This window comes from Haloferax prahovense DSM 18310 (assembly GCF_000336815.1).
Taxonomy (GTDB): domain Archaea; phylum Halobacteriota; class Halobacteria; order Halobacteriales; family Haloferacaceae; genus Haloferax; species Haloferax prahovense.
This window is the reverse complement of record NZ_AOLG01000053.1, coordinates 70,526-91,472: the sequence shown is the minus strand read 5'-3', so window position 1 is coordinate 91,472 and position 20,947 is coordinate 70,526. Positions and strand designations below refer to the sequence as shown.

23 protein-coding genes are annotated in these 20,947 nt (G+C 63.7%); 12 read left to right on the top strand and 11 right to left on the bottom strand.

The annotated features are described in order from the left end of the window. Positions 1–115 precede the first annotated feature (115 nt). Entirely contained in the window at positions 116–1,213 is a 1,098-nt protein-coding gene (locus tag C457_RS15780; protein WP_008096217.1) for a halocyanin domain-containing protein, read from the top strand. A 153-nt stretch (positions 1,214–1,366) separates the two neighbouring features. Beyond that, positions 1,367–2,002, top strand: coding sequence for a hypothetical protein (locus C457_RS15775; protein ID WP_008096216.1), 636 nt, complete (start codon positions 1,367–1,369; stop codon positions 2,000–2,002). Positions 2,003–2,062: 60 nt separating this feature from the next. Here the strand turns inward: C457_RS15775 and C457_RS15770 are convergent, their stop codons facing one another. After that, positions 2,063–2,386: a CGCGG family putative rSAM-modified RiPP protein gene (locus C457_RS15770; RefSeq protein WP_008096215.1), complete on the bottom strand. Its 324-nt coding sequence runs from the start codon at positions 2,384–2,386 to the stop codon at positions 2,063–2,065. A gap of 119 nt (positions 2,387–2,505) precedes the next feature. Here C457_RS15770 and C457_RS15765 point away from each other — a divergent pair, with 119 nt between their 5' ends. Further along, positions 2,506–4,788 (top strand): nitric-oxide reductase large subunit, encoded by a 2,283-nt coding sequence (locus C457_RS15765; RefSeq protein WP_008096213.1) that lies wholly within the window; start codon positions 2,506–2,508, stop codon positions 4,786–4,788. Positions 4,789–5,283: 495 nt separating this feature from the next. On the opposite strand, the gene C457_RS15760 is transcribed toward C457_RS15765, so the two are convergent. Beyond that, positions 5,284–6,513: an RNA-guided endonuclease InsQ/TnpB family protein gene (locus C457_RS15760; protein WP_008096211.1), complete on the bottom strand. Its 1,230-nt coding sequence runs from the start codon at positions 6,511–6,513 to the stop codon at positions 5,284–5,286. Further along, positions 6,514–6,660, bottom strand: a complete 147-nt coding sequence (locus C457_RS20215; RefSeq protein WP_007543159.1) for a DUF2080 family transposase-associated protein — start codon at positions 6,658–6,660, stop codon at positions 6,514–6,516. It lies immediately after the preceding gene. A gap of 220 nt (positions 6,661–6,880) precedes the next feature. On the opposite strand from C457_RS20215, the gene C457_RS15755 reads away from it, so the two are divergent. Further along, a complete protein-coding gene (locus C457_RS15755) occupies positions 6,881–7,537 on the top strand; it encodes a helix-turn-helix domain-containing protein (RefSeq protein WP_049913656.1) in 657 nt (218 codons plus the stop codon). 166 nt (positions 7,538–7,703) lie between these two features. Further along, positions 7,704–8,624, top strand: coding sequence for an alpha/beta fold hydrolase (locus C457_RS19845; RefSeq protein ID WP_199514362.1), 921 nt, complete (start codon positions 7,704–7,706; stop codon positions 8,622–8,624). 137 nt (positions 8,625–8,761) lie between these two features. Here C457_RS19845 and trpS read toward each other — a convergent pair whose 3' ends face one another. The 4 genes from trpS to C457_RS15735 form a co-directional block, all read right to left on the bottom strand. Further along, a complete protein-coding gene (trpS, locus tag C457_RS15750; protein ID WP_049913655.1) occupies positions 8,762–10,036 on the bottom strand; it encodes a tryptophan--tRNA ligase in 1,275 nt (424 codons plus the stop codon). Positions 10,037–10,403: 367 nt separating this feature from the next. Then, positions 10,404–10,898 carry a hypothetical protein gene (locus C457_RS15745; protein WP_008096197.1) on the bottom strand — a complete coding sequence of 165 codons (495 nt, stop codon included), beginning with the start codon at positions 10,896–10,898 and terminating at the stop codon, positions 10,404–10,406. Between the two features lie 95 nt (positions 10,899–10,993). After that, positions 10,994–11,560, bottom strand: a complete 567-nt coding sequence (locus tag C457_RS15740) for a halocyanin domain-containing protein (RefSeq protein WP_008096196.1) — start codon at positions 11,558–11,560, stop codon at positions 10,994–10,996. An 85-nt stretch (positions 11,561–11,645) separates the two neighbouring features. Further along, complete coding sequence (locus C457_RS15735; protein WP_008096195.1) at positions 11,646–12,818, bottom strand: TIGR04053 family radical SAM/SPASM domain-containing protein; 1,173 nt, start codon at positions 12,816–12,818, stop codon at positions 11,646–11,648. Positions 12,819–12,850: 32 nt separating this feature from the next. Between C457_RS15735 and C457_RS15730 the strand changes: the two genes are divergently transcribed. The 4 genes from C457_RS15730 (at position 12,851) to C457_RS15720 (ending at position 15,227) form a co-directional block, all read left to right on the top strand. Then, a complete protein-coding gene (locus C457_RS15730; protein WP_008096194.1) occupies positions 12,851–13,210 on the top strand; it encodes a DUF2249 domain-containing protein in 360 nt (119 codons plus the stop codon). Between the two features lie 139 nt (positions 13,211–13,349). Next, on the top strand, positions 13,350–13,502 hold the full coding sequence (locus C457_RS20455) for an HVO_2142 family zinc finger protein (RefSeq protein WP_008096193.1): 153 nt from the start codon (positions 13,350–13,352) through the stop codon (positions 13,500–13,502). Between the two features lie 170 nt (positions 13,503–13,672). Continuing rightward, on the top strand, positions 13,673–14,752 hold the full coding sequence (nirK, locus tag C457_RS15725; protein WP_008096192.1) for a copper-containing nitrite reductase: 1,080 nt from the start codon (positions 13,673–13,675) through the stop codon (positions 14,750–14,752). A gap of 154 nt (positions 14,753–14,906) precedes the next feature. Further along, on the top strand, positions 14,907–15,227 hold the full coding sequence (locus C457_RS15720) for a DUF5789 family protein (protein WP_008096191.1): 321 nt from the start codon (positions 14,907–14,909) through the stop codon (positions 15,225–15,227). Between the two features lie 216 nt (positions 15,228–15,443). Here C457_RS15720 and C457_RS15715 read toward each other — a convergent pair whose 3' ends face one another. Beyond that, entirely contained in the window at positions 15,444–15,710 is a 267-nt protein-coding gene (locus C457_RS15715; RefSeq protein WP_049913654.1) for a hypothetical protein, read from the bottom strand. Positions 15,711–15,885: 175 nt separating this feature from the next. Between C457_RS15715 and C457_RS15710 the strand changes: the two genes are divergently transcribed. After that, positions 15,886–16,503: a hypothetical protein gene (locus tag C457_RS15710; RefSeq protein WP_008096187.1), complete on the top strand. Its 618-nt coding sequence runs from the start codon at positions 15,886–15,888 to the stop codon at positions 16,501–16,503. Between the two features lie 33 nt (positions 16,504–16,536). Here the strand turns inward: C457_RS15710 and C457_RS15705 are convergent, their stop codons facing one another. Continuing rightward, positions 16,537–16,839 (bottom strand): cupin domain-containing protein, encoded by a 303-nt coding sequence (locus C457_RS15705; protein WP_008096185.1) that lies wholly within the window; start codon positions 16,837–16,839, stop codon positions 16,537–16,539. A gap of 167 nt (positions 16,840–17,006) precedes the next feature. Between C457_RS15705 and C457_RS15700 the strand changes: the two genes are divergently transcribed. After that, positions 17,007–17,306, top strand: coding sequence for a hypothetical protein (locus C457_RS15700; RefSeq protein WP_049913653.1), 300 nt, complete (start codon positions 17,007–17,009; stop codon positions 17,304–17,306). 32 nt (positions 17,307–17,338) lie between these two features. Here the strand turns inward: C457_RS15700 and C457_RS15695 are convergent, their stop codons facing one another. Then, positions 17,339–18,679, bottom strand: a complete 1,341-nt coding sequence (locus C457_RS15695) for a hypothetical protein (RefSeq protein WP_008096181.1) — start codon at positions 18,677–18,679, stop codon at positions 17,339–17,341. Between the two features lie 110 nt (positions 18,680–18,789). Beyond that, positions 18,790–19,023, bottom strand: coding sequence for a DUF2249 domain-containing protein (locus tag C457_RS15690; protein WP_008096179.1), 234 nt, complete (start codon positions 19,021–19,023; stop codon positions 18,790–18,792). Positions 19,024–19,395: 372 nt separating this feature from the next. Here C457_RS15690 and glpK point away from each other — a divergent pair, with 372 nt between their 5' ends. After that, the gene (glpK, locus tag C457_RS15685) at positions 19,396–20,946 is read left to right on the top strand and encodes a glycerol kinase GlpK (protein ID WP_008096177.1); all 1,551 of its coding nucleotides are present in this window, start codon (positions 19,396–19,398) and stop codon (positions 20,944–20,946) included. Position 20,947: the final 1 nt, after the last annotated feature.

The following is a 20,947-nucleotide window of genomic DNA, read 5'->3' as shown; positions in this document are numbered from 1 at the left end:
CCGAACATGTTCGGCCCCCGGCCGCGTTTCGGGAACCAGCGAGACGGGTTTTTCACCGGAACGCGGACCGTCGAGTGTCGAGCGGGGCGGGTCCACCGTCTCGCCGCACTCAATCATGAGTTCGAACGATGCCACATCTCCGACGCTCGGCCGGCGAACCGTACTTCGACTCCTCGGCGGCGCGGCCGTCTCCACGACCGCACTGGGAGGCGTCGCCGACTCCGCGCGAGCGCAGTCGGGGACCGACCTCGACTCGTGGTTCGCACAGACCTCGAACTACGAGGGGGTAGTGGACAAGACTGGGAGTTCGACGGTGACGGTGACGGTGGGGTCGCAGGCCAACGGCGGGGCGTTCGGGTTCGGCCCGGCCGCCGTACGCGTCGACCCCGGAACGACCGTCGTCTGGGAGTGGAACGGGAAGGGCGGGTCGCACAACGTCGCCGCCAGCGACGGGAGTTTCGAGTCCGACCTCGTCGGCGACAGCGGCCACACGTTCGAGCAGACGCTCGACGCGGCGGGCGTCTACACCTACGTCTGTACGCCGCACAAGACGCTCGGGATGAAGGGCGCAATCGTCGTCGGCGACGCCGGCGGCGCGACCGGGACCGAGGCGGCCGACTCGGCCGGCGAGGAAGAGACGGAGGCGTCCGCCGAGAGCGGCGGCGAGGGGGACGCCGACCTCGACGCGTGGTTCGAGAACACCTCGAACTTCGACGGCGTGGAGGGACAGACCGGTCTCCAGCGCGTGACGGTCGAGGTCGGGTCGCAGGCCAACGGCGGGGCGTTCGGCTTCGGCCCCGCGGCGATTCGCGTCTCGAAGGGGACGACCGTCGCGTGGACGTGGTCCGGAAAGGGTGGCTCGCACAACGTCGTCGCCGAGGACGGGAGCTTCGAGTCCGACCTCGTCAGCGCCGGCGACCACACGTTCGAACACACCTTCGAGGAGGCCGGGACGTACAGATACGCCTGCACCCCGCACGAGACGCTCGGGATGAAAGGCGCGGTCGTCGTCACCGACGACGAGGGCGGGTCGAACGCGTCGGTCGCCGAACCGTTCGGCGACCCCGAGACGGAGCGCCTCGGCGGCATCGCGCTGGCCGGGACGTTCGGGGCGATGCTGGCGTCGCCCGCGCTGTTCGGCGCGTTCATGTGGCTCAAAGGCGAGGGCGACGAATCGGCGGGCGAGACGTATCCGAAGGAGAAGTCGGAGTAGGCCGCCCACAGCCGGGCAACGTCTTCGAAGACTGGGTGACTGTGCCGCGTTCGCGGCGTGGCGACGGTGAGAGGAGACCGTGGCGCTGTCGAACACTCACGGCGCGTGTCGCCAGTCCAGAACATTGTTACTGCTACCAGCGTGTTGATAACTATGCGCCGCCGCGCGTTCCTCGCGTCCGCACTGACCGCCGCCTCCACCCTGACCGCGGGATGCGGTTCCATCGGGTCGCCGACCGAACACACGGACCCGGTGGTCGAGCCCGACGACAACCCCCGAGACAGGGCGAAATATCTCCAGTTCGACGGGGACGGAGACGACGGAGACGACGGAGACCTCGCCACCGTTGGTGTCGACCCCACTTCCGGGCCCCTCCCGAGACCGCTCGCCGTCTCGATTTCGCATACAGAAGACACCGAACTGCGGTCGCTCACACAGCGCTTTACGGCACCCGACGGTGACGGGTCCCCGCCGCGACTCTCGCTCCGGGGGCCGTTCGAGGGTGGCCGCAGACCTCACCCGTCTGTGTCGCTGTTCCGAGACGAGACGGCCGCGGTCGTCGAAGTCCACCGGTTCGGCGAGCTCGCCGACGAGACCGCGTTTCTCAACCTCGCGGTCACCGAATGGCCGGAATCGGCCCGCAGGCTCGTCGTCGACAGTACCGTGGAACTCGTCGAGACGGGGGTCTTCGAGCACACGCACGTCCTCGACGCCGAACTGACGTTCGACTTCTTCGCCGAAACGGATACTGGCGACGGAACCGTTGAAACCCCGGACTCGTCGGGGTAGCTAGACACCGGCTCGTCGCGAGTGCGGACACCGGTCTCGACGTTCGAGACCGAGATGCGACTACTCGACGAACACCCGTGTCACGTGCCCGCCACAGCCGCATTGCTCGACGTAGTCGTACGATAGGTCTGCGCCAAATCGCTCCGCGAGCGCGTCGTAGAGGTACGCCTCCGGGTGGCCGTGGTCGCCGTGAGTGACGAGGTTGACGTGGTGGCCGGCAGTCGTGTGTTCAACCGCGGCGACCGCCTCCGAAACCACGAGGTCGCGGTCGGCGGCGTGCCGCGGGAGTTCGAGGTTCGCCGACCACGAGGTGTCGTGGACGCGGTCGGTCGCAGAGTCGGGCGTTTCGTGGTCGTGGTCCGCGGGTCGGGAGTCGGTCGTCATCACGGTTCGAGAGACGGCTTCCGGCTCAAAGAGCGGCTATCCGAACATGTTCGTCCGGGCTGTGCGAGGTCGGGAAGCGCCGCGTGTAGCCTATAGCAGGCGTGTGAACCACGACCTGTATGGAGCTTCAACGCAAGACCATCGCGAAGGCAATCGTCGTCGTGTTCGTCTTCAACCTCGTCGTGATGGGCGCGGGCGCCTGGTTCGCCTACCAGGAGGCCCCGCCGATTCCCGACGAGGTGGTCGGACCCGACGGAGACGTCGTCGTCAGCGGCGACGTGATTCGAGAGGGCAAGACCGTGTTCCAGAAAGACGGCCTGATGAACCACGGGTCGATACTGGGCAACGGCGCGTACTACGGCGCGGACTACACCGCCGACGCGCTGGACTTGAAAGTCCAGTTCATGCGGAACTACTACGCCCAAGAGCGGTACGGTGACCCCTACGACCAACTCGACTCCGCCGACCAGGCCGCCGTCGCCGACGTGGTGAAATCCGACCTCGACGACAGCTACGAGGGCGGCGCGATTCGGTACACCGCGGCCGAGGTCTACGCCCACGAGCAGGTGCGCCAGGAGTACGTCGAGCGCTACCACGAGGGCGACCACGAGCGCGGCGTCCCCGCGAACATGATCGACTCCGAGGAGGAGGCGCGGGCGTTCGCGGACTTCGCCATGTGGACGGCGTGGTTCTCCCACACCGACCGCCCTGACGGCACTCACTCGTACACGAACGACTGGCCGTACCAGCCCGGCGCGGGCAACGACGCCACCGCCGCCTCGATGACGTGGAGCGTCATCGCCATGGTGCTTCTCGTCGCGGGCGCGGGTCTCGGCATCTGGCTGTACAAGTCGGTCGAACTCCCCGAGCCGTCGGCCGAGGACATCACGGTGCCCGAACCGGGCGACGTGAGCGTCTTCCCGAGCCAGCGGGCGGCGCTCCGGTTCGTCCCGGTGGCCGCCGGGTTGTTCTTGGCGCAGGTGCTGTTGGGCGGCCTGCTCGCGCACTTCTACATCGAGCGCGCCGGCTTCTTCGGCATCGAGTCGATATTCGGCGTGCCCATCTTGCAACTGCTCCCGTTCGCCATCGCCAAGACGTGGCACATCGACCTCGGCATCCTCTGGATCGCCGCGACGTGGCTCGGCGCGGGGCTGTTCCTCCCGCCGCTTTTGACCGGCTACGAACCGCCGAAGCAGTCGACGTACATCGACGTCCTCCTCGGCGCTATCGTCGTCGTCGTGGTCGGCGGCCTGTCGGGCATCTGGCTGGGCGCGAACGGCTACATCGACGGCTCGTTGTGGTGGATTCTCGGCAACGAGGGGCTCGAATACCTCGAAGTCGGCAAGCTCTGGCAGTTCGGCATCCTCGCCGGCTTCCTCATCTGGGCGGGGTTGGCGGTTCGCGGGCTGAAGCCGCTTCTCGACAAGGAACCGCCGTACGGGCTGGCGCACATGATTTTGTACGCTGGCGGCTCTATCGCCCTCTTGTTCACCGCGGGCTTCCTCTTTACCCCCGAGACGAACATCGCCGTCACGGAGTTCTGGCGCTGGTGGGTCGTCCACATGTGGGTCGAGGGGGCCTTCGAGTTCTTCATCGTCGCCATCGTCGGCCTGACGCTGGTGTCGATGAACCTCCTGTCGCGCCGGAGCGCCGAGAAGGCAGTCATGCTCCAGGCGCTGCTCGTCATGGGGACGGGCATCATCGGCGTCTCGCACCACTACTGGTGGGTCGGCATGCCCGACATGTGGGTGCCCATCGGGAGCGTCTTCTCGACGCTCGAACTCATCCCGCTGGTGTTCATCCTCTACGAGGCGCTCGGGCAGTACCGGGCGATGTCGGGCGAGTCGTTCCCGTACCGTCTGCCGTTCATGTTTATCGTCGCCAGCGGCGTCTGGAACTTCGTCGGCGCGGGCGTGCTCGGCTTCTTCATCAACCTCCCGCTCATCAACTACTACGAGCACGGGACGTACCTGACGGTCGGTCACGCCCACGCCGCGATGTTCGGCGCGTTCGGTTTCCTCGCGCTCGGCATGGTCACCTACATGCTCCAGCTCTCCATCGACGCCGAGCGCTGGGACGGCTCGTGGCTGCACGCCGCCTTCTGGTGTTGGAACGTCGGCCTCGTGTTGATGGTGTTCGTCTCCGTCCTCCCGGTCGGCTTCCTCCAGTTGGAGACGGCGTTCACCGGGAGCTACGCCGCCGCCCGGAGCGTCGCCTTCTACGACCAGCCGCTGATTCAGACGCTGTTCTGGGCGCGGCTCCCCGGCGACTCCCTCATCATCCTCGGGACGGTCATCTACGCGGCTGACCTCGTCAGAAAGCGGTTCGTCCTCCGGCAGTCCGCCGACGACCCGAGCGTCGAGGACATGGCCGTCGCCGAGGGCATCCTGGGCGACGACTAACGGGCGAGCGCTGTCGAATCGCTTCTTTTCTGCTCACTTGTTACGGTCGTGGTGAATGGCGAGCCGAGTTGGTCAGTTTGTTCTGGTTATGCAGAAGCACTCCCCAGTCGCTTCCGCCAATTTAGGGGAAGGTGTGTTGAGACTAAAACCGATTTAGCAGAGCTGTGATGCGTGAATTTCACCGATTCGGTCAGCGGACACTTCCCCAGATAGCTCTCCAGGCGGCTATTCTTATCACACATCCAACCAGACCCAATTTCCGAGCGAAGCGCCGAGAGTGCCTTCTGGACGTGATCGGCTCGAATCACGAGTGCGGGGGTGTTCTCGTGTGAGCCACGGTTGACGATGACATCCCGGGGAGGGTTGTGACCGGCTCGTCCACGAGTGGGTTGACGGTCAAGAACTGTTGCTGTTGCATCGTCCTTCGGCTGTTAGGTCTCGGTAGGGTCCCGTAGCCACGCTACCTCACCAGTAGGAGGTGTGAACTACCCCACCCTACTCGCTCACGGCTGACGCCGTTCGCTCCTTGAGGGTGGGGCTTCCTGTTTCAACGACGCGCTTTGCAGACACCAAAGTATCCACAGGAAGCGCAGTCTCCACAGGCGTTGATTCGGAGTATCCCACTCCTACATCTTCGAGACCGCGAGAAAGAATATTCCACGCCGCGTTCGCGTCCCTGTCCACCTCAAACCCGCAGGCAGGACAGGAGTGTTCACGGACCCACAGCGGCTTGTCCGTCTTGACTCCACAGGCGGCGCACTCTTTCGTCGTGTCTTTCGGGTCAACCGCGATGAAGTGCGTTCTCTCTCGGTCGCATTTGTATTCGAGCATCCGTAGAAACGTTCCCCATGCCGAACCTGCTCGATTCCGTGAGTTGCCCGGCAGTTCGACCAAGCCCTTTGCGTCCAAGTCCTCGACGGCCACCAAGTCGTACTCGGTGGCGTAATAGTTCGACAACTTGTGAAGGAAGTCTCGTCGCTTCCGCTTCAGGTCGGCGTGGCGTTCGGCCACCACTCGGCGTTGTTTCTCCCAATTCGCAGACCCGTGTTCCTTCCGTGAGAGGTTGCGTTGAGCGCGTTCCAACCGTTCGCGCTCGTCGCTGAAGTCGGGACTCTCGATGGCGTACCCGTCAGTATCGTGGGCGTACTTGAGAATCCCCACGTCGATTCCAACGACTCGCTCGGGTGTCTCCGGTTTCTCGGGCGTGGCTTCATCCACGTCAATACCGAACGTGGCGAACCACTCGCCCGTGGGTTCTTGTTTGACCGTGACCTGTTTGATGGTCGCGTTCTCGGGAATGTCTCGGTGGAGGGGAATCGGAATCTCACCGATTTTGCTCAACCACAACACGGGCCGACCACTCGTATTCTTGAGCTTGAAGCCGGACTGGTTGTAGGTGAGCGAGCGATACTCCCGAGGGGGTTTCCACTTGAGCATCCCCACAGCACGTCCGTTCTCCTTCTGCGCTTTAAGCGTGGAGAGGTTGTCGTAGATGCGCTTGACGACCATCTGGAGAACTTTCGAGTGAACATCTCCGAGGTCGCTCCACCACGTTTTGAGGTCGGGGAGTCGTCCCTGAATCTCGTAGCGAGCGGGATTGTCGTCTGTCTTGTTGAGCAGGTGGAGGACGTGGTTGTAGAGTTGCCTACAAGTATCGACGTGGTGCAGAAGCGTCTCTGTGAGGGCTTTCGACGGGTCAAGTCGATACTTGTAGTTGTACTGCATCTATTCGTCTGAATCGGGTTCGGAGACGCGGACGACTTTCACGTCGGCTCCGCGCCATCGTTTGGGGACGATGACGTGGGCACTATTCCCCGACGGTTTTGCCGTCCCGTCGAGGACTTCTTCGCCTTCGATTTCAAACCTATCCATCACCGATGTATAGACTATGGATAGACATAAAGGTAGCGGTGGGCCTGTGGACCGGGCAGTGAACGTGTTTGAGAATCGTGCGGCGCTGTATCCCCTCCCTACTGCGCTACTCGGTCGCTTCGCTCCCTGCGTTGCTCCTTGAGGAAGGGGACTTAGCGCCTATTTCCAGTTAAACCTCGATTACAGAGGTATTTTACTGCGCGCAGTTTTGGTTGACGCTATGAGATACCTTACTGCCTTAGTCAAACCAGATGGAGGGGCGGCATTCCATCCACTCGGAGAGGAACTGGCGGATGACCCGTCGATCAGGCGGCGGGCTATCCATCATCTTGAGCTTCTTGATGATGATACTGTCCTCCTGTTTGCCGAGGCAAGCGGCAGTAAGAAACGATACAAACAGATTATGGAGGATTCGTCTCATGTCACTAGTTATCTTACTGCGGGTGAAGACCGATGGATGGCTGTGAGCCAATTCGAACCGACAGAAGCGGTTCGCCGATCTCTTCAACTGCAACAGGAATCACTGCTGGTGATAGAGACCCCGATTCACTTCACGTCCGAGAATCACCTTAAAATCACTTACCTGGGAACTGACGAAACGTTCAGTCAGTTATACGAATACGCCAGGAAAATGGATCAACTCACATTCGAGGTCCTTGGACTGGGAGATTATAAGACTGATAAATCATCGCTCAATAGAATGATTACACCGAGGCAGGAGGAAGTGCTTGAGGCAGCAGTTGATCTAGGATATTATCGTGAGCCCCGCGAAGCGTCACTCGAAGACATCGGCGACATCGTTGGGATTTCTCCCGGAACAGTCGGTGAGCACCTTCGGAAAGCCGAAGAACGCGTGTTCAGCGAGCTCGTTCACTGATTCTGATCTTCGCTCACGAATCGTAGCGTCAGTGAGATTCCCGCCGTACAGTAGCCAGAAGCTTCAGGAGATATAAGGAGCCACATTGGTGCGGCAGTTCTCGTATTCAGCTTTGTCGCGTATGTCCTCCCACGAGAGCACGATGCCGACGACGAAACCCAGACCCATGGCCACAGAGACGGTTACAACGACTGATGCATCGTTGCTCAGTGGGCACGATGTCGAATCGACCTATCGTGACATCAATGGCGTGCAGTTACACGTCGTCACCGCCGGCGATCCCGACGCACCTCTGGTCGTCCTTCTACACGGACATCCCGATTTCTGGTACGGCTGGCGTCATCAGATTCGTTCGCTCGTTGAGGCCGGGTTTCGAGTGGTTGTTCCGGATCAGCGAGGCTGTAATCTGAGCGACGCACCTGATGAGGTCGATGCCTACCGGCAATCGGAATTAGTCGCTGACGTGCGCGAATTGATTCACAGCGAGGGCCGAGACTCGGCCCACGTAGTCGGGCACGACTTTGGCGGGTTCGTCGCTTGGAACGTCGCACTCTGTTATCCATCTGTTGTTAATCGTCTCGGAATCTTAAACGTCCCACACCCCACGGTGTATCGAGAGACCTTACGGTCTAGCCTCGAACAAATTCTCCGGAGCTGGTACGTCTGGTTCTATCAGGTACCGAAGCTCCCCGAGTGGATGCTGCGTCGGAACGATATGGCCAATATGGTTGACTCGCTTGAAATAACCTCGAACGAAGGGACATTCGACGAAGAAACGATTAACCGCTACAAGGCGGCTTGGCAGCATACAGGTATTGAGCCGAGGATTAATTGGTATCGTGGATTCCGTCGGTCGGAACACCCATCATGCGACATCGTTACCCAGAAGACGCTGATTTGTTGGGGAGAAGATGACATAGCCCTCCTACCCTCAATGGCTGAAAGAAGCATCGACTACTGTGAAGACGGCCAGATACGGATGTTTCCTGACGCTTCACATTGGGTCCATCACGAGCGTGAAGAGGTTACTGATGCGCTAGACCGTCATCTCAGAGGAACAACAGACTCGAATCAACCGAGTCGGTGAAACCGCACTATTAGTTTCCGACGGGAGCAATAATCACTCTGTTGACGAAGTCGCTCTCGACCACAAAGTAATTTGAGAACCGTATGCATTGAGACAGTCGATCTCAACTACTGTAGGGGAACGGTGAAACGATATGCCTACTGTCGTGAGAGTTCGTTATCGGGATATCCTGCCCGCCTTCTTGCAGCCTGCCGCTCGGTTTCAGTCAGTCGATATGCAGACAACTCGTCTTCCAGCGAACCGAGTGCCGACCGACGTGCTTGATGAGTTTCGAGGAAATCCGCGATACGCTCTGCCGCGAATGCCTTGAGTTCACCACTCAATAGAGAGCCCTCACGGTAATCTGCTGCCAGTTGTTCAACCCGCTCGTCGCTCTCCTCAAAGAAGTAGTACAACAATAGATAGGGGACGTCAACCTCTGGATTCCCACCTTTCGCCCGATGTTCCTCGATGCTCGTCTGTCCACCTGAGTACGCGTACGTCCGGATTTTATCGGTGACCGTCTCTCGGTCGTCCGAAAGGAGGATACTCGGGGCGTCGTCAGACGAACTCATCTTTCCCGGCCCTTCGAGACTCGGGAGGAACTTCGAAAGCAATGCCCCGGGCTTGCTCACGTCGTAGCGTTGCTTCGCGGCGATATCACGACAGACGCGTACGTGCGGGTCTTGGTCTACTGCAATTGGAACGAGTGTCGGGTGGCGTCCCTCGACAAGTTGTGGAAGGAGCAGATGAGTTGCTTGCACGGCAGGGTAGAACGACAGGCCGATATTCTCCGGTTCTCCGTACGTCGCGTCGACTGTCGATTGGGTCACTTCCTTTGCAAAGGCAGTAGCAAGTGGGTACNAGAACGACAGGCCGATATTCTCCGGTTCTCCGTACGTCGCGTCGACTGTCGATTGGGTCACTTCCTTTGCAAAGGCAGTAGCAAGTGGGTACACCACGTCGGCGTCTGCTGTATCTACGATGATGCGAGTGCGGTCAGGGTCGAAGCCAACGGCAAGGAGGTCGCGGAGGTTCTGGCGAGTGTAGTCGCTGATTTCGTCGAGCGATTTGTCCTTGAGAACGTACTTCTCGTCGTCGGAGAACGGGATGTAGACGCGTGTGCCAGTCTGCTCTTGGAGATATTTTGCAAAGTAGAAGGGGAAGATGTGGCCGATATGCATCGGCCCGGAGGGGCCACGTCCGGTCACAATTGAATGGGGTTCGCCATCGTTTGCGGCATCAAGGAACGAGTCTACATCTCGTTGGGCGTAGAAGACGTCTCGACGGACGAGCGGGTGGCCGGGGTCGGGGAATCGCGTTTTCTGTTCGGAGGTGAGTTGGTCGGCTCCGAATCGGTCGAGGAGTCGGTCGTAGTCGATGTCGCCTTCGACGGCGTAGGGCGTTACGGTGAAGTTGTCTTCTGCTGGCATTGGTGGTGTTGATAGGGTAGTCACTTGGAGTGCGGTACAGCGAAGAAGCGAGTGAGCATCGCGGTGGTATCGTTGGGTGAAGCCCGTCAGACCCTACACCGAGACACTGTCCACTTCCCGTGACGCGTGCCAACGCCAGCAGTTGGCGGAGGAAGTGGACTCCATACACCTGACGAAGGGTACTTCAGATATATAATCTGTGCTTCGATTGTTACGTTTTCTTCGATGCTGTACTATCGTGGCTGTCAATCCAACCCGCTGCACACACCCGTTGTCCGTGTCCCGTACACCCACCAGTAAGCGGATTCAACGAGCCACCAGCGACTGATTCACCTCTTCCGATTTATGCCGCCGGTGGACTCCCGACTCACTCCCACGCGAGTACCAGCCCCGTCGCGGCCCCGACGACGACCGTTCCGCCGAGGGTCGCAATCACGCCCAGCGCCCCGAGCAACAGCGGGACGACGAGAAACAGGATAACGGTCTCCACGAGCGCCGAGACCGGCCCCGCGCCGGCCGACGCTTCGAACGGACTGCCCTCCATCACGACGACCGCGAGTTCGAGCAGGTACATCGGGACCGGAAGCGCGAGCAACCCCACGAGGCCGCCGACGAGCGCGCCGCGGACTCGGGAGTTCGCCCCGCCGAGTCGCCGCCAGAGCAGGCTGGCGAGCAGGCCGCCCCCGAGAAAGCCCCCGGCGACGAGCACCACCATCGGTCCGGAGGGGACGGCAGGGTCGCCGCCGGTCAGTAACGCGACCACTGGGTCGGCGAGAACGTACCAGAGCGCGAACGCGCCGCCCGCGAGGGCGAACGTCATCGAGGGGCGGCGGCGCGCGGCGGCGAGGAGCGGGTGGCCCATGCGAGAGATTCGTCGCACCGGAAGAAGAAGTTCGCGGCAGTCGAGAACCGACCGACTGCGGGCGGAAACAGACCGAAAAACGACGTGGCCGGACGCTACTCGACGACGACCGCGCCCTTCATGCCGAGCGTCTCGTGGGGCGTACAGGCGTATCTGTACGTCCCGGCCTCCTCGAAGGTGTGTTCGAACGTGTGACCGCTGTCGCCGACGAGTTCCGATTCGAACCCGCCGTCGGCGGCGGCGACGTTGTGTGACCCGCCCTTCCCGTTCCACTCCCAGACGACCGTGGTGCCCGTCGAGACCCGCACGGCGGCCGGGCCGAACCCGAACGCCCCGCCGTTGGCCTGCGCACCAACAGTCACCGTCACCGTCGAACTCCCCGTCTTGTCCAGCACTCCGTCGTAGTTGTCGACGTTGTCGAACCAGCCGTCGAACTGTGGAGCGCTCCCGTCGCCGGAACCGTCGTCGCCGCCGGTCGTGCCGCCGGATTCGGTCGTCGGCTCGGCGGTCGATTCGGCGGTCGTCGCGTCGTCCCCGTCCGCCGCGGCCGCGTTCGCGGCGTCACCGCCGGAGCCGGAACAGCCGGCGAGCGCCGTCGACAGCGCCGCCGTCGCAGTCAGTGCCGTAAAGCGCCGTCTCGTAAAGGTTGTGTCGCGCGTCATCAGCTACACCTCGGCGGCGACGGATGCAAGCGGTTGTCCCGAACGTGTTCGGGTCGCTTCCCGTGCGCTGCCACTTCCCGAGGCGTCAGTCGCCCGCCGACCGAGTCCCGGGTATCGGGCCGTCGTAGTCGGCGGGCACGTACCCGCAGAGCGGGTCGCTGGCCAGCGGGTCGCCGGTGTGGGCGTAGGCCCGCGAGCGACTGCCGCCGCAGACGTGGCGGAACTCGCACGCGCCGCACTTCCCGCGGAGGGCGTCGCGGTCCCGGAGCGACCGAAAGAGGTCGCTCTCGCGGTACCGCTCGACGAGTCCGCCGTCGCGGACCGAGCCGGCGGACGCGGGGAGGAAGCCCGACGGGAACAGCTCTCCGGTGTGGCTGACGAAGGCGAAGCCGTCACCGGCGGTGATACCGAGTCGGCGGCCGATGCCGTCGGTCGGGGGCGCGTCGCTCGCGTCCCGCCGGCGCTGGATGGCGACTCGGCGGTAGTGGGGCGCTTCGGTCGTCTTGACGCCGAAGGGCGCTTCCTCGCTCACCTCGGTCAGCCACTCCATGACGCGCTCGGCGCGTTCGGGGGAAATCGGGTCGAGAACGCGCCCCCGACCGACGGGGACGAGGAAGAACACGGACCAGAGGACCGCGCCGAGGTCGGCCACGAGGTCGCAGAGCGCGGGGAGTTCGTCGACCGTTTCGGCGCAGACGGTCGTGTTTATCTGGAGCGGGAGCCCGGCCTCGCGGGCCGCGCGGGCGGCCGCGACGGTCTGCTCGAAGCTTCCGTCTTCGCCTCGGAAGGCGTCGTGCGACGCCGCGGTCGCGCCGTCGAGGCTGAGCGCCATGCGCTTGACGCCCGCGTCGGCGAGGGCGGCGACCGTCTCGGACGTCAGCGACGACGTCCCGCTCGGCGTGAGCGTCATCCTGAGGCCCATGTCGGTCCCGTACTCGACGAGGTCGACGAGGTCCGAGCGGGCGAGTGGGTCGCCGCCGGAGAGGACGACGAGCTGCCCGGGGCCGAACTCGCGGGCCTGGTCGAGCAGGCGCGTTCCCTCCGCCGTCGTCAGTTCATCGGGGTGTCGCGCCGGCGTCGCGTCCGCCCGGCAGTGGTCGCACGCGAGGTCGCACGCCTGGGTGACCTCCCAGATGAGGACGAACGGCCGCCGCGAGGTGTCGATGCTCGACGGGTCCGGCGGGGCGGTCGCCGTCGGCGGCGCGTCCGCGTCGCTCCCCGTGCCCGTGTCGGTGTCGAGGTGTGGCGGTCGAGACATGGCTCTGGTCGGGTGGTTCGAGGGCGTGAAAGGTGAGCCACACCCCGAACGCGTTCGGCCGCAAGACCGGTGGCGACGGGACGAACACGTTCGGGGTGAACTTCCTGCTCCGGCGGCCCCACGACACCGGTATGGAGCACGAAGCGTACCTCGACGGACTCGACGCACCGAGCGAACGAGCGGTGAGCTTCCTCGACGTTCGGGAGCTGCCGCCGCCGGAACCGCTCACGGAGACGATGAACCGCCTCGCCGCACTCGACGGCGACACCGTGTTCGTCCAGCTCAACGACCGCGAGCCGAAGTTCCTCTACCCGAAGCTCGACGACCGGGGGTTCGCCTACTGCTCCGCCGAGCGAGACGACGGCGTCGTCACCGCGATTTGGGAACCCTGAGTCGTCGCCGTCACCGACCCTCCTCCTACGTGCCCCTCGATAACGTCGGCGTTGCCCCGTCTGCGGCCCGAAACGTATCAATCGCGCGCAATTTGGCATAATCGTTAATGTAATAACTCCTCACGCGTTTGTACGTGGTATGAGTTCAGACCACACGAATACCACCCACTCCGAATGGTGCCCTGACTGCGGCTCCGAGATGGCCTTCACCGGCACACAACCAGCGGGACTCGCGCAGTTCTTCTGCGAGCAGTGCCGGTACCGCCGTGACCGCTTCGTCGGCGACGACTGAACTGACCGTTCGTCTTCTCGGGATTCACGCGCTCGAAAGCGGCCGCGCTTCTTCGCGTCTCGCGGCGTGGTACGACTCGCGAAGATGTTCGGAGTGCGTCTCCCAACCGTACAACCATTGTTCGTTTATACCCGTGTTCGGGCACTCGATTCAACTGGAGGGAGACACAGATGCTATCTACGACCCGGCGGCGGACGCTCCAGTGGCTCGGACTCGGCGGCGTCGCCTCGCTCGCCGGCTGTGCGACGGACGCACCGACCGCCGCGCAGTCGCTCGACGAGACGGAGGAACCGACACAACAGAGTTCGACGAATCTGGTCGACCAAGTCGCGGCCGACCCGACGGACATCCCCGGTCCCATCGACCGGCGCGAACCCGCCGAAGTCGACGTGACGCTCCGGCCGGAGGAGGTGACAGCCGAGGTCGAAGACGGTGTGACGTTCACCTACACGACGTACAACGGGCAGGTTCCCGGCCCGCTCGTCCGCGTCCGGCAGGGCGACACGGTGAACGTGACGTTCGAGAACCCCGAGGAAAACACCATGCCGCACAACGTCGACTTCCACGCGGTCGCCGGCCCCGGCGGGGGCGCGGAAGCGACGATGACGAACCCCGGCGAGACGGCGCACCTGCGGTTCAAGGCCACCTACCCCGGCGCGTACATCTACCACTGCGCCGTGCCGAACATGGACATGCACATCAGCGCCGGGATGTTCGGCCTCATCCTCGTCGAACCGCCGGAGGGGATGCCCGAGGTCGACCACGAGATATACCTCGGCCAGCACGAACTCTACACCGACAAGGACGCCGGCGAGGAGGGCCAACACAGCTTCGACTACGAGGCCATGCGGAACGAGGACCCGACGTACGTCCTCATGAACGGCGAGAAGTACGCGTGGACGCCCAACGGTCGGGGGCCGGCCGCGACGGTCGGCCTCGACGAGACGGTCCGGGTGTACTTCGTCGACGGGGGGCCGAACCTCTCCAGTAGCTTCCACCCCATCGGGAGCGTCTGGGAGACGCTCTACCCCGAGGGGTCGCTGACGACCGACCCGCAGACCCACATCCAGACGCGACAAGTGCCGCCGGGGAGCACGACCATCGCAACGATGAGTTCGCCCGTCCCCGGCGACTTCAAACTCGTCGACCACTCGCTGTCCCGCGTCGTCCGCAAGGGCTGTATGGCGGTCGTCCGCGCCGAAGGGCCGGAAGACCCCGAGATATTCGACCCCGACCCTGACCCGCAGTAGCGCCATCGCACCGGCCGGCAGTCCCCGGACTGACCGGTTTTCTACCTGACGCTGTTGAACCCCGCCGGGACTGACAGAACCCGTGTGGCGGAAGCGACATACCGAGAATCGACCACAGCATTATGCCGTTCGCTTTCAAAATGCGAAGCCAAGGATGCCAGACGATAAACAGGGACGAGATAAGCAAGCCGCCAACGAAGAACAGCGCCAGCGCGAGCGAGCGCTCCAAGAGGCACGTAACCGCGCCGACGAACCCAAACCCGGGAAGGAACTTGGGGATCTCGACGATGCACTCGAAGTTCAAGACTATCCGACCACAACGGAGCAACTCGCCGAGAACTACGGCGACTACGAGGTCGAAACGCAAGGAGGGTGGAAACCCCTCGACGAGGTGCTCGCTTCGGTCGACAACGAAATATACGACTCCGCGGACGACGTTCGCGACCGGATACAGCGACAAATAAATCGGAGATGAGTGCGTCCAAAGCAGCTTCTGTCGTGACGATATTTCGGTAACCTGCGTTCCGAGACGCGTCCTCGCTGTTTGTCCTACGCGTGGCTCGTCCGCATCAGTAGCTCCCTTCCCACAACCGAGGCGCGCACTCGATTCAGCACACCTGCTGAGACTCACCCGACGTCTGTCAGAAGGTGCGTGCAAGATGTAGAGGGCGTATTCACACATCTTGGCGTGTCAGTCCCAGTAGGTGTCAACCGATTCGCCAGCGAGTCGTGCGCGGATGAACAGGTACGCGAAATGAACTGGGACGTAGCCGAGACAGAGAACCCAGCCCTGTGGTTTCGAGACTAAGTCCCATGTGCGTTCAACGCCGCTTGTGGCATCCATCGAGAGCGTTTCAAAGCCGAGTATCGACTCGATAGCTGGTCCGACGACCATCACAAACACGCACAGATAGAGAATAGCCACGGCAAGAATTTCGAGCGATTGGTTAGAACTCATCGTTCCGTAAGCGGTGTACAGTAGATGTAGACCGCAGATAAAGCCACTTCGAGACTGGGTGGACGGTTCAGTATGTAGTCGACCGCTCCGACCCAGCCGGAGCGCCGGCACCCCGCACAGTGTGGTGAACGTGTTCGGGGGTGGGCCTACGCCCGTGGCGACCCTATTTCGGACTATGCCAGACATTTCGTCCCTGTTCGGCGGCGGGTCGCGGGCCGACCGCTTCGACGATAGCGACCAGTTCGTCCCGGAGCACCTGCCCGACCCGGACGCCTTCCTCGACGGTCACCGCGTCCTCGAGGGCGACGACCACGTCGCCGTCCACCGGGTCGCCCGCGAACTATTCGAAGACCGCGGGGTCTACGACGTGACGTTCGGCTACAACCTCGCGCGACTAAATCTCGACCGACGACACCCCAACGCGGGCTTCCGCTACGCGGAGGACCGAGACGACCCGTCGGTCCTCCGCGCGGAGTTCACGCCGACGACGCCGTTTTGCCCGCAGTCGAAGACGCTCACCGTCGGCGCGTTCCGGGCGTGGAACGGCCTCGCCGACCGCCACGACTACGACCGCGTCCGGGTCCGCGTCGCGCCGATGCACCAGCAGGCCGGCGCCATCAACGCGGAACTCGACGCGATGGACGCGGGCGACGCGCAGGCGGAGACGGACGGCTCGACCACCGATGCCGGGACGCCAACGGACGAGCGCGACGACGAGTCGGACCCGGAGTCGCTGTCGCTGTCCGAGGGATTCGAGGCGGCGCTGAATCGGCTGTCGGGCGAAAAACAGTAGGCGTCCGTTTTTCGTTCGTCGTGACCCCGCGGTTCAGTCGTCAGCCGGCGCGAACACGAGCACTGCGCTACTATCAACCGGCGCGCGCGGCGAGATGTCGCGGTCGCCGCCGAACCGCAGCAACTCCTCCGCCGCGACCTCGTGCGTCTCGCTGTCGAGCGCGAGTTCCATCCGGCCGTCGACGACGTGGAAGACGATGTCGAAGCCGGGATGGGAGTGCGCCGGCACCTCGTCCCCGGCCTCGAGGCGGAGTCTGACGGTTTTCGGTCTGTCGGTTTCGAAGACGGGCGCGTGCATCTGTGCCGGAAGGTCGTCGAGCGCGGCGTGTTCTGGCATCACGACTGAGTCGTCGCCCGCGCCGTCGGTAAGCCTGCGGCCGAACCTGTTCGGGAGAGACACGACCGGGAGCGAATGAGCGCGAGCGCGAGTCTGAGTGTGAGAACGAGGGCTAACGGGGTGGCGAATGCAGGCGCTTTTGTCTGTCGCGGGAGATGACACGTTCGATGCCCTCCATTGTGAACGAAACCGTGTTCAGCGAGCCCTCCGGCGGCCTCTTTCCAGTCGTCCAGCTCTGCGGCGCGCTCGTCTTCTCGGGTCTGTACTGGCAGTACGCGGTCGTGGAACAGTCTTTGTCGGGCGGGTGGCTGCTGTTCATGATAGCCGGGACTGCGCTGTCCGGACTCGCGGAATCGCTTCCGAAGCACCGACGACGAGCAGCCGGCGTCCTGCGCGTCGCGGCGATTCTCGTCCTGACATGCCTGCTCGCGATTCTCTTCCTCGCTCCCGAACTCTTCGGACTGTGAGGGAGTGCGAGACGCGTCGCTGACGACCCGACTCAGTGCGCGCCGTCGTCCGCATCGGCGGCCGACGCGACTGCGCCGCCGACCAGCGACTGCGGGCTGTGGAGCCAGATAACCCGCAGGAGGTTCGCGGCGAACACCGCGACACCGACGAGTATGAGCGTCCAGCCCAACGTCTCAGCGGCCGGAGAGAGTCCGACGAGGTCGTGTGCGACGACGGCGGTGACGCCCGCGACGACGAGGGCGAAGTCGAGGCGGGCGAGGCGGTCGCTGTAGAGGTCGTCGAGCATCGGTACGGGTTCGAGGCCGAGGCGGTCGCTGTAGCGGTGGACCCAGACGATGAAGGGGACGACGTGGTAGAGCGTCCCGAGCACGACGAAGCCGACGAACCCGAGGAGGAACAGCGAGTCGCCCCCCGACGCGCCGAACAAGCGGTCCCCGGCCAGCGGGTCTGCGAACCACGCGGGGAGCGTCAGGACGGCCCAGGCGGCGAGCGCGACGGCCGCGACGGCGTACCGTGTGAGCATGGGCGTCCAGTCGACCGACGACTCGACGAGGCGGCGGGCGAGAATCGCCGCGACGCCGAGAAGCGAGAGGGCGACGAGTGCGCCGCCGACCCGCGCGAGCGTCGGCTCGGAGACGAGTCTCCCGCCGGCGAGTGCGACGACGCCGAGCGGATAGCCGACTTCCTCGACGCGGCGGAGCCACACGTCGACGCCGCGGAGTTTCGTCTGGGTGAACATCGTCGCGAGTTGGTAGAGCGCGCCGACGACGGTCGTCACGACGACCCCGAAGACGGCGAGCGTGACGTGGGTCGCGCGGACGGTTCCGTGGGTCGCGCCGACGCCGGCGAAAAGCGGCCGCGTGAAGTCGACTGCGAGCAGGAACCCGAGCGCGGTGACGACCACGAGCGCGCCGATTGCGAGGCCGAAATGGCGCTCGGTCACGTCGAACCCGTCGAGTCGAGAGAGCGTGCGCGCGATGTTGTAAGCGAACGTCCAGAAGCCGAGGAGGGCGGCGGCACCGAAGACCGGGAGCCACGCGAACGCGCCGAGGAGGAAGCACGCGGCGAGGCCGACGAGACCGACGCCGACGGCCCACAGTTGGGCGGTCGCGAGTCGTCGGGAGTAGAGGTCGACGCCGGACCAGACCGGGACGAACTGCGTCATCGCGCCCATGATGGTGACGCACACCCACCCCGCGACGAGGAGGTGGACGTGCGCGAGGCGGGCGGCACCGGGAGCGACGCCGACGGCGAGGCCGACCCGGAGGCCCACCGCGGCCGCGAGGAGACCGAGCGCGACGACGAAGTGCCGGAGCGGAATCGTCATCGGTGGCTGTCGAGCCGTGTCGATGTCGGCGGGAATGGCGCTCATACGCGACCTAGCGCGGCGCGGAGTCCTACCGGTGACTCCGAACATATTCGTCGAGGTGGAGAACTGCGGGTGGCGGGTCGGAAGCGCGGTCACGACCCGCGGCCGCGACGCTACTTCTTCGGGAACGTCGCCGCGAACTCGTCGGGGGCGCGCTGTTCGACGGTGTAGTTGTCGGCGTCGAAGGCGTCGACTTCCGCCTGCATCTCGTAGAACAGCGGCTTGGGGTCGTGGTCGTTGAGAATCGTCAGCGACTCGCCGGCGTCGAGGTCGTCGAAGGCGGCGTGAATCTTCGGATGGCGCTCTACCGGGGGAAGGTCGCGCACGTCGAGGGTGGTGTCTGCCATGCGTATCGTCCCTCGCGGGAGACCACCGAGTCGATTACCCCGAACACGTTCGCTCGCACAGCTGAACCGAATCGACACTACCCACTGCGGATGGCTAGTAAACATACTGATTCTGTGATTGTTCTCGGTGAAGAATACGTTCGTCGCCGAGCGTCGGTTGCTTTCGGATGAACACTGGATGGGCCGGGAATTTGTGGAATAACGCGCCTCTATAGTGTCTATGGGTTCTCGGAGTACCCACCCGAACGACAGTCGTTTCTCGAGTGTCACCGACGAAAATCAGTCTGAGAGATATATTTATAACGATTCAATATATTGTTTACTGGTAAGCCCACACCAGCAATAACAAATTGGGCAGGGCACGGAACACACATGGTAGACACATACGTCGGTTCGATCGACCAGGGGACGACCGGAACGCGCTTCATGATCTTCGATCACAGCGGGCAGGTCGTCGGCAACGCCTACGAGAAACACGAGCAGATTTACCCGAATCCGGGCTGGGTCGAACACGACCCCCTCGAAATCTGGGAGAACACGAAACAGGTCATCGCGGACGGGCTGGCCGACGCCGGCCTCGACGCGGAGCAACTCGAAGCGCTGGGCATCACGAACCAGCGCGAGACGACCATCGTCTGGGACCGCGAGACGGGCAAGCCGGTCCACAACGCGCTCGTCTGGCAGGACCGCCGGACGACCGACCGCGTCGAGGAGCTCCAGGCCGAAGACAAAGTCGAGTGGATTCGCGAGAAGACCGGCCTCGAAGCAGACGCCTACTTCTCGGCGACGAAAGTCGAGTGGATTCTCGACAACGCGGAGCCGCTGAAGCTCCAGAGTTCGCGCGGCGACGACCTCCGTAGTCGGGCGGAGGAGGGCGAACTCCTGATGGGCACCATCGACGCGTGGCTCATCTACAACCTGACGGGCAACCACATCACTGACGTGTCGAACGCCTCGCGGACGATGCTCTACGACATCGAGGCGCTCGACTGGGACGACGACCTCCTCGCCGAGTTCGACGTACCCAAAGAGATGGTTCCGGAGGTCCGGCCGTCCTCGGACGAGGACCTCTACGGCCACACGGACGCGGACGGCTTCCTCGGCGCGGAAATCCCCGTCGCGGGCGCGCTCGGCGACCAGCAGGCCGCGCTGTTCGGCCAGACCTGCTTCGACGAGGGCGACGCGAAGAACACCTACGGCACCGGCTCGTTCTACCTCATGAACACCGGGACCGAGGCGGTCTCGTCCGACCACGGCCTCCTGACGACCATCGGATTCCAACTCTCCGGCGAGCCCGTCCAGTACGCCCTCGAAGGCTCTATCTTCATCACCGGCGCGGCCATCGAGTGGCTCGAAGACGTCGACCTCATCAACAACGCCGCCCAGACGGCGGAGCTCGCTCGCTCCGTGAAGTCTACGGACGGTGTCTACATGGTCCCGGCGTTCACGGGCCTCGGCGCGCCCCACTGGGACGGCCGCGCCCGCGGTACCATCGTCGGCATGACCCGCGGCACGCGGAAGGAGCATCTCGTCCGCGCGACGCTCGAATCCATCGCCTACCAGACCCGCGACGTGGCCGAGGCCATGGAGGCCGACTCGGGCGTCGAACTGAACGCGCTCCGCGTCGACGGCGGCGCGGTCAAGAACAACTTCCTCTGTCAGCTCCAGTCCGACATCATCCAGACGGACATCGCCCGGCCGGAGGTCGACGAGACGACCGCCCTCGGGTCGGCGTACGCCGCCGGCCTCGCCGTCGGCTACTGGGACACCGTGGACGAACTCCGCGACAACTGGCAGGTCGACCGAGAGTTCTCGCCCGAAGCCGACGCCGAGCGCGTCGACAAGATGTACGACCGCTGGCACGACGCGGTCGACCGCTCGCTCGACTGGGCGCGCGAAGACGAAGCCGAGGGGGACGAGTGAG

Bases quoted from the DNA above. Each gene is read 5' to 3' on its own strand.
- C457_RS15780 (WP_008096217.1), top strand. From the start codon at position 116: ATGAGTTCGAACGATGCCACATCTCCGACGCTCGGCCGGCGAACCGTA.
- C457_RS15775 (WP_008096216.1), top strand. From the start codon at position 1,367: ATGCGCCGCCGCGCGTTCCTCGCGTCCGCACTGACCGCCGCCTCCACC.
- C457_RS15770 (WP_008096215.1), bottom strand. From the start codon at position 2,386: ATGACGACCGACTCCCGACCCGCGGACCACGACCACGAAACGCCCGAC.
- C457_RS15765 (WP_008096213.1), top strand. From the start codon at position 2,506: ATGGAGCTTCAACGCAAGACCATCGCGAAGGCAATCGTCGTCGTGTTC.
- C457_RS15760 (WP_008096211.1), bottom strand. From the start codon at position 6,513: ATGCAGTACAACTACAAGTATCGACTTGACCCGTCGAAAGCCCTCACA.
- C457_RS20215 (WP_007543159.1), bottom strand. From the start codon at position 6,660: ATGGATAGGTTTGAAATCGAAGGCGAAGAAGTCCTCGACGGGACGGCA.
- C457_RS15755 (WP_049913656.1), top strand. From the start codon at position 6,881: ATGAGATACCTTACTGCCTTAGTCAAACCAGATGGAGGGGCGGCATTC.
- C457_RS19845 (WP_199514362.1), top strand. From the start codon at position 7,704: ATGGCCACAGAGACGGTTACAACGACTGATGCATCGTTGCTCAGTGGG.
- C457_RS15745 (WP_008096197.1), bottom strand. From the start codon at position 10,898: ATGGGCCACCCGCTCCTCGCCGCCGCGCGCCGCCGCCCCTCGATGACG.
- C457_RS15740 (WP_008096196.1), bottom strand. From the start codon at position 11,560: ATGACGCGCGACACAACCTTTACGAGACGGCGCTTTACGGCACTGACT.
- C457_RS15735 (WP_008096195.1), bottom strand. From the start codon at position 12,818: ATGTCTCGACCGCCACACCTCGACACCGACACGGGCACGGGGAGCGAC.
- C457_RS20455 (WP_008096193.1), top strand. From the start codon at position 13,350: ATGAGTTCAGACCACACGAATACCACCCACTCCGAATGGTGCCCTGAC.
- nirK (WP_008096192.1), top strand. From the start codon at position 13,673: ATGCTATCTACGACCCGGCGGCGGACGCTCCAGTGGCTCGGACTCGGC.
- C457_RS15720 (WP_008096191.1), top strand. From the start codon at position 14,907: ATGCCAGACGATAAACAGGGACGAGATAAGCAAGCCGCCAACGAAGAA.
- C457_RS15715 (WP_049913654.1), bottom strand. From the start codon at position 15,710: ATGAGTTCTAACCAATCGCTCGAAATTCTTGCCGTGGCTATTCTCTAT.
- C457_RS15710 (WP_008096187.1), top strand. From the start codon at position 15,886: ATGCCAGACATTTCGTCCCTGTTCGGCGGCGGGTCGCGGGCCGACCGC.
- C457_RS15705 (WP_008096185.1), bottom strand. From the start codon at position 16,839: ATGCCAGAACACGCCGCGCTCGACGACCTTCCGGCACAGATGCACGCG.
- C457_RS15700 (WP_049913653.1), top strand. From the start codon at position 17,007: ATGCCCTCCATTGTGAACGAAACCGTGTTCAGCGAGCCCTCCGGCGGC.
- C457_RS15695 (WP_008096181.1), bottom strand. From the start codon at position 18,679: ATGAGCGCCATTCCCGCCGACATCGACACGGCTCGACAGCCACCGATG.
- C457_RS15690 (WP_008096179.1), bottom strand. From the start codon at position 19,023: ATGGCAGACACCACCCTCGACGTGCGCGACCTTCCCCCGGTAGAGCGC.
- glpK (WP_008096177.1), top strand. From the start codon at position 19,396: ATGGTAGACACATACGTCGGTTCGATCGACCAGGGGACGACCGGAACG.